The following is a 13,372-nucleotide window of genomic DNA, read 5'->3' as shown; positions in this document are numbered from 1 at the left end:
ATCGTTTTTGTAAGGCTTTGTCAGAAGAATGTATCAAGCTCTGCCATTGCGCCTACTCCTCGACTACGCCAATATTCAATATAGTGCGGTATTTGCCTTCAAGTTCTTTCAGGGCAGCTTCTAAAGTGGGTTCTGGTTTGCTCAAGTGAGTAATCAGAGTCATAAAGTAGCAGTCCATAATCAGCGGCATTTTCTCTGCTACATTGACCGGCAGGTTCGAGTTTGCAAACACCGCATCATTATAAGACTGGTAGTAGTCCATATCCCAGATGACTTCTTTAAGCAGCGCTCGGCTCAGATTCACATTGGAAAAGTAATAACCGTAATAGGTTGTCGCAAACTGCATCCCCATTTCCATTGCGTCGTTCACAGGGTTGGCCAAGCCTTGCTGCGCAAGCTGAGTGAGCTGGTTGAGCATACCTTCACGCAATATCGCGAGCTTGTTTTCAAAGTGGCTAAAGACCGTACCATCTGCCACTCCCGCTTGCCTAGCTATCTGACGCGTAGACGTTTCCTGATACCCCTGCGTTTCAAACAATTCCCATGCCGCGCTAAGAATCCGCTCTCTCGTTTGTTCTCTTTTTCCCATGCTCTTTTCACCCAAAATATTGCTGCTAGATCATACCTCTACCCAGATGAGTTGACAAATTGAGCGCGCTCATTTATTAATTGAGCACGCTCAATTTTGTGATTTGGAAATACTGCAATGGAAGAAAACCTCAAGAAAGTCGTAACTCTATTAGGCCAGTGGTTGGTATTTATGCCGAGCTTGTTTTGCTTCTCCTACGTATTAAGGCCGATAATGATGGCGCTGTTGATCCCGGGAGGCCTTTTGTTTCTCGCTCTCATTGGAGGCTCGGAAGTAAGAGACGCGTTGAAACAGATGATGCAGGAGAGATGATGAAAACACTCGCAAGCAGTGAGCTCCCAGCACAAAGTGCACTGGCTGGGCGCTTAAAGAAACGGGGCTTTTGTGACGCATTGAGCTTTGAGATCCCAGACCAACAGCGCTCTCCCAGTCAGGTTTACGTGGATGTATTCGGCCACCTTCCAAACATCGTTGAAACACTGATGGCGCTGAGAAACCGTTTGGTCGCTCCGTTAGGCTTTGCTGCGGCAGCAGAAAAGATGACGTTACGGGTCGAAGATTTACGGCAGGGACAAGACATCGGATTACATCAGGTCGAATTACTCTCAGACACAGAGATCATTTGCACCAGTGAGGACAAACATATGCAAGTCTCCCTTTCAGTAGTCAAGCTCGCTCCGGGGCGGTTCACGCTCTCCACTTTAGTCAATACTCGGACATGGATTGGTTACGCCTACTTGATAGCGATCATTCCTGTTCATAAGTTGATCGCCGCTGCTAGCATTCGTGCAATGCTTAAAAGGGTCAACATTTAGGGTCTGTTTACCCCACTCTCAGGCATTTGAACATAAAAAATCCCAGCGATTTATGCTGGGATTTTTCGTCAATAAGTCGGAGCAGTCACTTAGTCCATGGTCGGCATAGTAAAGGCACTCGCATGTTGTTCGAGCCTCACGCCCGTAGGCCAGCGGCTTGTTACCGTCTTCATTCGGGTGTAGAAACGAACGCCATCATTGCCATGGACATTGAGTGGGCCAAACACCGAACGCTTCCAACCGCCGAAGCTGTGGAACGCCATAGGTACTGGAATAGGCACGTTCACCCCAACCATGCCAGCCAGAACGTCTTCACCAAACTGACGAGCCGTTTCACCATCACGGGTAAATATTGCAGTTCCATTGCCGTATTCGTGACGATTGATCAGGTCTAGTGCCGTCTCGTAGTCTTCAACTCGCACTACCGACAAGACCGGGCCAAAGATTTCTTCTTTGTAGATCGTCATGTCTGGTGAAACATTGTCGATCAGCGTCGGGCCAACAAAGTAACCTGTTTCGTGTCCTTCCACCACAAAATCACGACCATCAACCACTAGCTTGGCGCCCTGTTGTTCACCTGATGTGATGTAGTCGCAAATCTTCGCTTTGTGCGGTGCTGAGATCACAGGTCCCATGTCATTTTCTCGCCCATCTACGATCCCCGGCCCGACACGCATTTGCGCAATTTTCTCTTCAAGCTGGGCGATGAGCTTGTCACCAGTTTCATCGCCAACCACAACCGCCACTGACAACGCCATGCAACGTTCTCCTGCGGCACCAAAGGCCGCCCCCATGATCGCGTTTGCTGCCATATCAAGGTCTGCATCCGGCATTAGCACGCAATGGTTCTTCGCTCCCCCTAACGCCTGACAGCGCTTACCGTGCGCAGATGCGGTGCTGTAGATATACTCGGCAATTGGCGTCGAACCAACAAAACTGACGGCTTGAACTCTAGGGTCTGTAAGCAGTACGTCCACCGCTTCCTTATCGCCATTTACGACGTTAAACACCCCGTCAGGCAACCCTGCTTCTTTAAGTAGTTCAGCCATAATCAGCGCCATACTCGGGTCTTTTTCCGATGGCTTAAGGACGAAGGTGTTACCTGTCGCGAGGGCAACTGGGAACATCCACATTGGTACCATAGCTGGGAAATTAAACGGCGTGATACCCGCACAAACCCCCAAAGGTTGCATCAGTGAGTGGCTGTCGACACCCGTCCCGACGTTGGCTGAATGCTCCCCTTTTTGAAGATGTGGTATGCCACATGCGAACTCAACCACTTCCAGACCTCGCGTCACCTCTCCAACAGCGTCTGAATAGACTTTACCGTGCTCGTTGGAGATCATTCGCGCCAAACGATCCATGTTTTGTTCAAGTAGTGCTTTGAATTTGAACATCACACGGGCACGCTTGAGAGGCGGTGTCTTCGCCCATAGAGGGAAAGCCCTCTCAGCTACAGCAATCGCTTCGGCGGTTTCCGCTGCCGAACTTAACACGACTTGGCGACTTTGCTCGCCTGTCGCAGGGTTAAATACAGGTGCGAAGCGACCTGTATGACTCTCGCTTAGTTGACCATTAATAAAATTCTGAACCGTTTCCATTTATCGAGCTCCTTCCCTGCTCTACTGGTTAAACAAACCAGCATCAGAGGCAAATTGATGTAAATTTTTGAATCCTAATTTGGCGTAAGTCAGCGGATGCGCCACCGACGGATCTTGCTCTGCTTCCACCACTAACCAGCCTTGGTAACCGTTTTCTGCCAGCAATTTAAGTACGGGCGGGAAATCCACACCACCGTCACCAGGCACGGTAAATACGCCATCCAATACCGCATCAAGAAAGCTGGTCTTACGGTTCTTGACGTCTGCCAGAACATCAAGACGCACATCCTTGGTGTGAACATGGTTGATGCGATGAGCCCAGCGCCGAGCAACAGCAAGCGGATCCGCACCAGCAAAAGTGAGATGTCCGGTATCCAAAAGCAGCCCAACTTCCTTATCGGTGTGCATCATTAGATTGTCGATGTCTTGTGCCGACTCGATAACCGTTCCCATATGGTGGTGATAGGCAATTTGAACGCCCTGACTTTGGGTGTATCTGGCAAACTCAGACAGTTTTTCACCATACTCCTGCCATTTGTCTTCCGGGAAATGAGGACGTAAATGCGCTGATGTTGTTTGATCGCCATGAATGCAGCCAGTCACTTCGGCAAACACCATCACTTTCGCACCGAGTTCTCGCAGTAACGTCAGATGCGGCTGCGCGGCTTCAATCTCTTCTTCAACGCTACGAGTCAACAACTCGCCAGAGTACCAGCCAGAGACTAATTGCAACTCATGTCCGGCTAAGATTGGCCCAAGTTGACTCGCTTCACGCGGGAATTTGTTACCTAGTTCAAATCCGGCAAAACCCGCCAGTTTTCCTTCCGACAAACACGTTTCAAGTGGTGTTTCAGCCCCAAGAGACGGCAAGTCATCGTTCGTCCACGTTAGTGGATTAATTCCTAGTTGTACTGTCATGATTGTTCCCTTAGATAACCTGATCTTTCTTGGCTGCTTCGTAGCGTTTACGCGCTTCTCTTACTGGCTCACGAACTGAAACTTCTGGCACAGCGACCTCCCACCATGAACCACCAGATTCAGTGGTACTGAGCGGATCGGTATCCAGCGTGATGACATACGTACTCTCCGCCGCTTTCGCGCGAATCAACGCCTGTTCCAGTTCAGCGATGTTGCCCACTTTTTCTGCGCTAGCGCCAAGTGAGCGCGCGTGTCCGGCGAAGTCGGTCTTCGGTGCCCCCGCCTCAACAGTATTGCAATCTTGAAGGAGATTATTGAAACCCGCACCGCCACAAGCTTGCTGAAGGCGGTTAATACAGCCATAACCGCGGTTATCTAACACCACCACAACCAGCTTCTGACCCAACATCACCGAGGTGGCGATTTCTGAGTTAAGCATCAGATACGAGCCATCACCCACCATGACGAAAACCTCTGAATCAGGCTTCGCCATTTTGACGCCAAGCCCACCAGCGATTTCATACCCCATGCACGAAAAACCATACTCAAGGTGGTAGCCCTTGTCGTAACGTGTCCGCCACAATTTATGCAACTCACCCGGCAGGCCGCCTGCCGCGCAGACAACAATGTCTTTCTCTTGCGCGGCACGGTTAACAGCGCCGATAACTTCCGCATCGGTAGGTAACTCGCTTTGGCGGTCAGTCATCGCAATCTCGACGGTTTCATTCCATTTCAATCGCAGTGATTCCGCTTTGCTCTTCCAGTTAGGGCAAATGTTCCAACCAATCAGACCACTACTGAGCTGTGGCAAGGTACGTTTGGCGTCTGCAACCAGAGGGGCGCTGTAGTGCTTGGTCGCATCGAATCCATTGACGTTGAGTGAAACAATTTTGGCATCAGAGCGGAATAACGCACGAGAGCTGGAAGTGAAGTCCTGCAAGCGAGTCCCGACAGCGATGACAACGTCTGCCTCACTGGCGAGTGTATTGACGGCTTCTGATCCCGTAACTCCAATCGACCCCAGATTACTCGGGTGATCCCAGGCCAATGCGCCTTTGCCTGCTTGTGTTTCACCGACGGGCAAACCAAAGGCTTCGACAAAGTCGCTGAACTCCTGGATTGCTTCTGCGTAATGGATGCCTCCACCCGCGATCACCAGTGGCTGCTTAGCCTGCGCTATGGTCTCAATAGCAAGTTGGAGTTCATGCTCATCTGCCCCTGGTCGGCGTATCCGATGGACTTTTTCTGCAAAGAAATGTTCAGGGTAATCAAACGCCATAGTCTGCACATCCTGAGGAAGAGAAAGCGTCACAGGGCCACATTCAATCGGATCGGTCAATACTCGCATTGCCTGAGGTAAGCTATTCAACAATTGCTCAGGGCGAGTAATGCGATCAAAAAAACGGCTCACAGGCTTAAAGCAATCGTTAGGTGTGATGGTGGCGTCACTCCAGTCTTCAACTTGTTGAAGGACAGGATCCGGTTCGCGAGTCGCAAACGTATCACCCGGTAAAAGCAAGACGGGTAAACGGTTAACGTGAGCCAAAGCCGCAGCGGTTACCATGTTCAACGCCCCCGGACCAACCGAAGTCGTTGCTGCCATCATGCGGCGGCGATTGTTGGCTTTTGCAAAGGCAATCGCAATGTGCGCCATTGCTTGTTCATTGTGCGCGCGATAGGTCGGCAGTTCATCGTTCACATGGAACAACGCCTCTCCTAAGCCTGCAACATTGCCATGGCCAAAGATGGCAAACACGCCCTCAAATATCGGTTGCAGCTGACCATCAATTTCCACTTTCTGCGCCTGCATAAACTTCACCAGCGCTTGTGCCATGGTCAGTCGGATTGTATTCGCCATTCTTTAACCCTCCTGACCACGTTCACGCCACAGACTTATCAGATTGTGGTAATTACGTTTAATCTGGTCGATGAGCGTTTGATCATCAATCTCATTAGCTAACCAGGCTCGAGATGGCTGACCAAAGATGGTTCGCCCTACCGCAAAACCTTTGACCACATTATTCTGCGCAGCTTGCTTGAAGCCTTCACGCAACACCTCTTCCGGCGCATCTAACCCGAGTAACACAACGCCTCGACAATGCGAATCGCGCTCGTTGATCAATGCCTCAGCCGCTTGCCAGCTTTCTGTTTGCATTGGTGGAAGTTTCCACCAGTCAGGTTTCACACCGAGGTTATAGAAGCGCTGCATGGCGCGAAGGTAAAGGGCGTCATCGCGCTCCATGTCAGCGGGTAGAATAACTTCTAAAAGCATTTCATGGCCGGATTTGCAGCAGGCAGTGTAGACTTCCTGCACCTGTTTTTCCTGCTCCAAACGCAACGCATGATTGTCTTCCGGATGGAAGAACACCAAACACTTAACGACATGCTCAAGTGGCCAGTCAATCAATTGTGAACCGATGTTGCCGTGCTCAAGCTCTAGTGGGCGCGATCCCGGTAGCTCGACCGGACGCCCTATCCACCAACCGCTGCCTGTAACCTGATTCAATACCGATTGACCGAAAGAGCCATCGCACAATAAACCAGCTTTACCTTGCAAGTCGGCCTCACACGCCACTTCCTGACTGGCTTTATAGATCAGTTCTTTAAGGGGAGAAATCCGACTGATATCAGCACCGACTGAGCGCGCCATATCGACAAACTGAATACGGTGATCGAACGCCAGTACACACAACTCATCCCACTCTTTGTCTCGCGTTGTTACTCGATGAAGGTGATTGAGGTGTGAGTCAAGATCCGGACGCGGTACCTCTTCAGCTCGCGCCAGATAATCATCCAGCTCCTCTTTACTTGGCATTGCTGGCGCACAGCCGTGTCTTGAAACCACCAGCGCGCCACATGCATTTGCATACGCACAAGACTGCTGCCAACTCTCACCATTGAGGTAGCCACGCAATAACCCAGACATAAACGCATCCCCAGCTCCGAGTACATTGAGCACTTCTACTCTTACGCCGCGAGCGTTGATACCACCGTCAAGATCCTCTGGTAGCTCACCACTAAATACAGAACAGCCAAGTGGCCCTCGTTTGCAGACCAGTTCCGCATCCGATACTTCACGTACACTCTTCAACGCTTGCAAAGTATCTTCAGACCCTCCAGCAATATGGAATTCTTCTTCTGTACCGACAATAAGGTCGAATAATCCCAGCACCTCTTTAAGTGATGCTGTAACGTTTTCTGACTCAATATAACGTGTTTCACCATCACCAATTGAAGTCAGCCCCCACAATACTGGTCGGTAGTCGATATCCAGCGCTGTTTTTACACCATGTTTGCGAGCATATTTCAGCGCTGTTAGCACTGCTTCCCTTGTTTGAGGATGAGACAAATGCGTACCTGTAATCGCTAGACAACGGGCTGAAGCGATATATTCCTCGCTTACATCGTCAGACGTTATTGCCATGTCTGCGCAGTTGTCGCGATAAAAAATCAGTGGAAACGTGTCCTCATCTTTGATCCCTAAAATCACCAGCGCGGTCAGGCGTTGCTGATCGGTGATCAGGTGGCTGGTGTCTACTCCGAGCCTTTGCAGCTCTTCACGCACGAATCGGCCCATATGTTCATCACCAACACGCGCTAGCATAGATGACTTCAAGCCCTGACGCGCCGTACCGTAGGCAACATTGCCCGATGACCCACCGAGATACTTTGCGAACGACCCCATGTCTTCTAGACGGGCACCAATCTGTTGCCCATACAGGTCAACGGCCACACGTCCCATACATATAAGATCGAGTTTCTTATCGATGGCCTTCATTTGGTTACTCCTTTAATACTTTGCTGGTTTTAACCGGGGACACCAACCCGGTTTCCAACTATCGCCGAATAAGGTTATTTGTGTTTCACAACCTTTATACGAAACATTTATTTCATTTTCAATGAAAAATGAAATGCAAAATCCAGACTGTGATCCATGGCCATTTTTTACTCAAATCCATTCTTTTCATTTCTAAGATACACATAAAATGAAAAATATTTATCAAAATACCACTCAATATTTTCCGCTGAAACAAAAATTCCACAAATGAAAGACTCAATTAACACAAATATCAGAAACAGGTCACAAAAAAATTTTACTTATTAAAAATCAATAATTTAATATTGAACAGCATATTGAAATGTAAATTTCAGTGAGATCGCGATAACAGTTTTAACAATTGAGAAACAATTCAACTGGTCAGAATTCAAACATCCACATATAGTTTCTCACCGACACCAATAAAAAATATTTTTCAAACCAATGAAGTATGTTTTGCAAGTTTGAAAAGATAACGATTGAAACAGCTGAATAGGACTCACAGCCGCATTCAAGCAAAAATGAAATGAAAATTTCATTATGTGTGGAACGCGGTTGAACAAGAACGAAGGAGGCAATGATGCCATCATTACATCAAGGACTTACCATGCTGCTGACCAAGGTGAAACAACTCGCCACTACCTCTAAAACCTTACTTAAAGGCCTACTCGTGACTTCTGGGTTACTTCTACTGACAGCTTGTGGTCAGGAAGAAGCCAAGTCGGACGTCACACGGGTCGGCGTTGCCATTCCCAACTTTGATGACACCTTCATGGTGTACATGAAAGATGCAATGGACAAATACGCGCAACAATTTGACGGCAAAGTTGAACTTACCTTTGTCGATGCTAAGGAAGATACAGCGAAGCAGTTGGGTCAGGTGGAAAACTTTATCGTCCAGCAAATGGACGCAATTATTCTCGTCCCTGTAAACACAGACGCAACTCAACCAATGACCGACCGCATCCTTGATGCCGGTATTAAGCTGGTGTATCTCAACCGACGTCCTTCTTACCTGCCGGAAAGCGTTTTCTACGTTGGCTCTGAAGAGCTGAAGTTCGGCGAAACGCAGGCGGAATACGCCGCCAACATTAAAGACGGTGGCAACGTGGGTATCCTGATGGGGATGCTGACTCAGGAAGCCGCCATCATGCGAACTAAGGGTGTGGAAGATTTCTTCCAAGACAAACCAAATTTCGATGTGGTTCGTAAGCAAACAGGTCTATGGCAGCGCGCTCAAGGGATGACCGTTATGGAAAACTGGCTCAACTCTGGCGACCAGTTAGACATTATCTTGGCTAACAACGATGACATGGCACTGGGTGCAATTCAGGCTCTACGTGCAGCGGGCAAACTTGATGACACCTTAGTCGTTGGTGTCGACGCTACGCCAGATGGTCTGATCGCAGTTAAGAATGGTTCTCTGAATGCGACGGTATTCCAAGACGGTGGTGGTCAGGCTCGTGGCGCGATTGATGCCGCAGTTGATGCCGTTAAAGGTAAACAGCACGATCAAATTACTTGGATCCCAGCAGAGCTGGTCACACAGGACAACCTAGCCGCGTTCGAAGCGAAACAAAAAGGTTAATGGAATAACAGCGCTCTGCACCTTCAGTGCAGAGCACTTTTTGGAGTAGTAGTTATGAGTCAAGTTTTACTCGAAATGCGTGGTATCACCAAAACCTTCCCTGGTGTTAAAGCATTAGACAACGTGCAGCTTACCCTTAAACAAGGCCGCGTCATGGCATTGATGGGGGAAAACGGAGCTGGCAAGTCAACCCTGATGAAGGTGATGTTCGGTATTTATCAGCGTGACAGTGGCACCATTCGCTACAAAGGAGAAGCCGTCGAGTTCTCGGGCGCAAAAGAAGCGCTGGAATCAGGTATCTCTATGATCCATCAGGAGCTTTCTCCTATCTTATATCGCAGTATTGCAGAGAACATCTGGCTGGGACGCGAACCGCTTAAGGGGCCGTTAAAGCTAATTGACCACGATAAGATGTACCGCGATACCGAAGAGCTGCTGAAAAAGCTCGATCTGGATTTAGATCCGCGAACTCCTATGACTGAACTAACGGTGGCAACGATGCAGATGGTTGAAATAGCCAAAGCCATCTCCTACCACTCAGAAATCATCATCATGGATGAGCCGACTTCCGCTCTAACCGACAAAGAAGTCGACCATCTGTTTGAAATCATTGAAATGTTGAAAAGTCGTGGCTGCGCTATCGTCTACATCAGCCACAAAATGGATGAAATTTTCCGCATCTGCGACGACATTACCGTCTTCCGCGATGGCTGCTTTATTGGTGAACGAGAAGCCAAAGAGACCAATAACGAAGAACTGGTGCAGATGATGGTGGGTCGAGATCTTGGTGACGTATTCCCACCTCCGACAGCCAAACCGGGCAAAACTCGTCTTGAAGTGCGAGATCTCTCCGTTGAAGGCGCCTTCAGCAACATTAACTTTGACCTTCACGAAGGCGAAATTCTTGGCATAGCAGGGCTGGTGGGTGCAGGTCGTACTGAACTGATTGAAACTCTGTTTGGTGTTCGCGAGAAAGACACCGGAGTGATTCGCATCAACGGCAATGAAGTGGAAATCAAAACCCCACAAGACGCAATCAGCCACAAGATGGCTTTCCTAACCGAAGATCGTCGCCATTCAGGCTTATATCTGATGCTCGATATCTTTGCGAATACATCCATTGCCCATCTCGATGCGTACCGCAACAAAGTGGTGAATGTACTTGATGTCCGCAAGATGCGTTCAGACAGCGAAGACCACTGTAAAAAGCTCAGAGTTAAAACCCCCGGCATGTACGAAACCATCGACAACCTCAGTGGCGGTAACCAACAAAAAGTGCTGCTTGCCCGTTGGATGCTAACCAAGCCTGACATTTTGTTCCTCGATGAGCCTACACGCGGCATTGATGTTGGTGCTAAGTCTGAAATTTACAAACTCATGCGTCTGCTTACCGGTATGGGTAAGAGTTTGGTGATGATTTCCTCCGAGCTGCCTGAAGTGATGGGGATGAGTGACCGCATTCTGGTCATGCATGAAGGTCAGTTAAAAGGTGCAATTGAAGGGCAAGAAGCAACGCAGCAGAAAATCATGTCTATGGCGCTCAATTAAGGTCTCAGATCGTCATTCATTTATCAGGATTTGTTCACCTGCCTGGCAGGTGATTAAGAAGTAATTCAAGGAATGCAGTTATGATTGCAAAACTGATTAAGGCTACCTCAACCGAAGGCGAGCCAAACAAAAATTTCAAACGTCTTGTCTCTAAGTACGCGATTTACATTGTCTTTGTTGCCATGTGTATCGTGATGACGATTTTATCTCCGGTATTTTTGACCGTGGCGAACCTGCTCAATGTAGTCACTCAAATGGCCAGTATCGGTCTGCTAGCGTTGGGCGTGACCATCATCATTATCACTCGTGGTATCGACCTTTCATCCGGCTCAGTGCTGGCCGTCGCAGCGGTGGTATCGGCCAGTATGGCGCAAACACTTGACTGGAGTATGCGCATGTATCCGAACATGCCAGAGTTTCCAGTGATCGTGCCCATCATCGCAGCATTAGCGGTAGGTGCATTGTGTGGCTACATTAACGGTGCCTTGATCGCGTACACAGGTATTCCGCCATTCATTGCAACGCTAGGGATGATGATCGTCGCGCGTGGCGCTGCCCTGCTCTACTCTGACGGTCGCCCGGTCAGTAGCCTGATTGAGTCCTATCAGTGGATTGGACAAGGCAACATTGCTGGGCTTCCTGTACCTGTGGTGATCTTCATCGTCATGGCTTTTGTCTCCTACATACTGCTCAACTACACCCGTTTCGGTAAGTACGCTTACGCGATTGGCGGCAACGAAACCGCCGCTTACGTCTCGGGTATCAACGTCAATAAATACAAAATTCTGGTTTACACTTACGCCGGCCTTCTGGCGGGTATCGCAGCCTTGATTCTGGCTGCTCGCATCAACTCGGGTCAACCGGGTCTTGGGGTCATGTATGAGCTGGATGCGATTGCCGCTGCAACCGTTGGTGGTGTATCCCATGCAGGCGGTATCGGTACAATTCAGGGCACCATCATAGGCACTATGATCATGGGTGTGCTTCAAAACGGGCTCGATTTGCTCAATGTTTCTGCGTACTGGCAGCAAATCGTCAAAGGCTTAGTCATCATTTTTGCTGTGATGTTCGATATGAAACGTCACAAGAAAAGCAAATAACGTTTTGTAGGGCTGAAGCTATTGTCCTTTCACGAATATCTTGTCTGACGCTGCGCTCACAACGTCAGACCTGATATGGCAATAGCTTCTGGGGATTACCCTGTTTGCGCCGCTTTACGTTGCGGCGCTTTTTTCTTCTCGCATCCAGCTTCTGACCATTTTTGGAAGCCATCACAAACCTCGTTCTGAAACAAATATTTCACGACTTTCGAATTTAAGGTATCTTTACGGAAGATTTATTTCAGATTCCGAACCTAGGAGAGTGACATGAAAGCGGCCAGTTCGCTCGGAGAGCTGCAGGATCAGATCCGCAATAATTACTCTGACCTGAGTAAGCGACTCCAGCAAGTAGCTAAGTATGTACTTGATAATTCTAACAGTGTTGCATTTGATACTGTTGCCGTTATTGCTCAGCAAGCCGAAGTACCTCCATCGACTCTAATTCGTTTTGCCAGTGCATTTGGCTTCAGCGGATTCAATGATATGAAACAACTGTTTCGTCGCAATCTGGTTGAGGAAACCACCAGCTATACCGATAGGGCCAGACTGTATAAACAGTTAGAGGGAGAGCCTCACCCACCAGAAACACCAAAAGACATTCTGGAGGAGTTTGCCCGCGCTAATTCTCAGGCAATGAATCACCTTGCCGCTCAAACCTCAGCTGAAAAACTGGAGCAGGCGGTTGATATCCTGCGTAATGCGGAGAATATTTATCTTATTGGGCTTAGACGCTCGTTTAGCGTCGCGTCATATCTGACTTACGCGCTGCGTCATCTGGATAAGCGCGCTTTCCTTATTGATGGCCTTGGCGGAATGTTCAAAGAACAACTGAGCATGATCGGCCCGAAAGATGCCATCGTGTCCATCAGTTTCAGCCCTTACGCGCAAGAAACCGTGATGCTAAGCGAAGTCGCCTCCAAAGCCGGTGCACATCAGATTGTGATTACCGATAGCCAAATCAGCCCGCTCGCAGCATTCAGCGACGTGTGTTTTGTGGTTAAAGAAGCCAAAGTGGATGCATTTCGTTCTCAGTCAGCGTCTTTGTGCCTAGCGCAAACTCTCGCGGTGTCCATGGCCTTCGGTCAGGCTGAAAAACTCTAGCCTTCTCAGCGGCAGTGGTCGATCACTACCGCTTATTTATTCTTGATACCTGCCAAGGTCAAATCATTGGGCCAAGTGAGGGTTTGATCACTTATTTTTTACAATTCAACGCCTCTAGCCCCTCACCTATTATATCATTTTTGGAAAAAGACAATGATACTTCTTCCAATAATAGGAGAATACCACTAACTTAAGTGATTGATATTTGGTGATTCAGCTTCCAAAGCGTGCTTTATTGACCAAGAAAACACACAAGTGTGAATTTCTGCTTCTGGTTCGAATTGAGTTTCGAATT

Annotated in this window: 11 protein-coding genes; 6 read left to right on the top strand and 5 right to left on the bottom strand. The window is 48.7% G+C overall.

The annotated features are described in order from the left end of the window. Positions 1–52: 52 nt before the first annotated feature. Entirely contained in the window at positions 53–589 is a 537-nt protein-coding gene (locus tag QMA41_RS00260; RefSeq protein ID WP_281628512.1) for a TetR/AcrR family transcriptional regulator, read from the bottom strand. Positions 590–706: 117 nt separating this feature from the next. Between QMA41_RS00260 and QMA41_RS00255 the strand changes: the two genes are divergently transcribed. Together QMA41_RS00255 and QMA41_RS00250 are read left to right on the top strand one after the other, a co-directional pair. Continuing rightward, the gene (locus tag QMA41_RS00255) at positions 707–901 is read left to right on the top strand and encodes a hypothetical protein (RefSeq protein ID WP_082314101.1); all 195 of its coding nucleotides are present in this window, start codon (positions 707–709) and stop codon (positions 899–901) included. Continuing rightward, positions 901–1,404, top strand: a complete 504-nt coding sequence (locus QMA41_RS00250; RefSeq protein ID WP_172847011.1) for a DUF2867 domain-containing protein — start codon at positions 901–903, stop codon at positions 1,402–1,404. The genes QMA41_RS00255 and QMA41_RS00250 overlap by 1 nt, the downstream gene beginning before the upstream one ends. Positions 1,405–1,493: 89 nt before the next feature. On the opposite strand, the gene QMA41_RS00245 is transcribed toward QMA41_RS00250, so the two are convergent. The 4 genes from QMA41_RS00245 to iolC are packed head-to-tail and all read right to left on the bottom strand — an operon-like array spanning position 1,494 to position 7,701. Then, entirely contained in the window at positions 1,494–3,005 is a 1,512-nt protein-coding gene (locus tag QMA41_RS00245; protein ID WP_281628511.1) for a CoA-acylating methylmalonate-semialdehyde dehydrogenase, read from the bottom strand. Between the two features lie 21 nt (positions 3,006–3,026). After that, the gene (gene iolE, locus QMA41_RS00240; RefSeq protein WP_281628510.1) at positions 3,027–3,923 is read right to left on the bottom strand and encodes a myo-inosose-2 dehydratase; all 897 of its coding nucleotides are present in this window, start codon (positions 3,921–3,923) and stop codon (positions 3,027–3,029) included. A gap of 10 nt (positions 3,924–3,933) precedes the next feature. Next, entirely contained in the window at positions 3,934–5,781 is a 1,848-nt protein-coding gene (gene iolD, locus QMA41_RS00235; RefSeq protein ID WP_281628509.1) for a 3D-(3,5/4)-trihydroxycyclohexane-1,2-dione acylhydrolase (decyclizing), read from the bottom strand. Between the two features lie 3 nt (positions 5,782–5,784). After that, positions 5,785–7,701, bottom strand: coding sequence for a 5-dehydro-2-deoxygluconokinase (iolC, locus tag QMA41_RS00230; protein ID WP_043008496.1), 1,917 nt, complete (start codon positions 7,699–7,701; stop codon positions 5,785–5,787). 616 nt (positions 7,702–8,317) lie between these two features. On the opposite strand from iolC, the gene QMA41_RS00225 reads away from it, so the two are divergent. The 4 genes from QMA41_RS00225 (at position 8,318) to QMA41_RS00210 (ending at position 13,077) form a co-directional block, all read left to right on the top strand. Next, positions 8,318–9,328 (top strand): sugar ABC transporter substrate-binding protein, encoded by a 1,011-nt coding sequence (locus tag QMA41_RS00225; protein WP_227495657.1) that lies wholly within the window; start codon positions 8,318–8,320, stop codon positions 9,326–9,328. 54 nt (positions 9,329–9,382) lie between these two features. Further along, positions 9,383–10,876: a sugar ABC transporter ATP-binding protein gene (locus QMA41_RS00220; RefSeq protein WP_006962669.1), complete on the top strand. Its 1,494-nt coding sequence runs from the start codon at positions 9,383–9,385 to the stop codon at positions 10,874–10,876. Between the two features lie 80 nt (positions 10,877–10,956). After that, entirely contained in the window at positions 10,957–11,976 is a 1,020-nt protein-coding gene (locus tag QMA41_RS00215; protein WP_006962670.1) for an ABC transporter permease, read from the top strand. A gap of 267 nt (positions 11,977–12,243) precedes the next feature. Further along, positions 12,244–13,077 carry a MurR/RpiR family transcriptional regulator gene (locus tag QMA41_RS00210; RefSeq protein WP_281628508.1) on the top strand — a complete coding sequence of 278 codons (834 nt, stop codon included), beginning with the start codon at positions 12,244–12,246 and terminating at the stop codon, positions 13,075–13,077. Positions 13,078–13,372 lie beyond the last annotated feature (295 nt).

Source organism: Vibrio sp. St2, from assembly GCF_947311885.1.
GTDB lineage: Bacteria > Pseudomonadota > Gammaproteobacteria > Enterobacterales > Vibrionaceae > Vibrio > Vibrio coralliilyticus.
The sequence above is the reverse complement of the archived record's forward strand: the minus strand, read 5'-3'. Positions and strand labels throughout refer to the sequence as shown.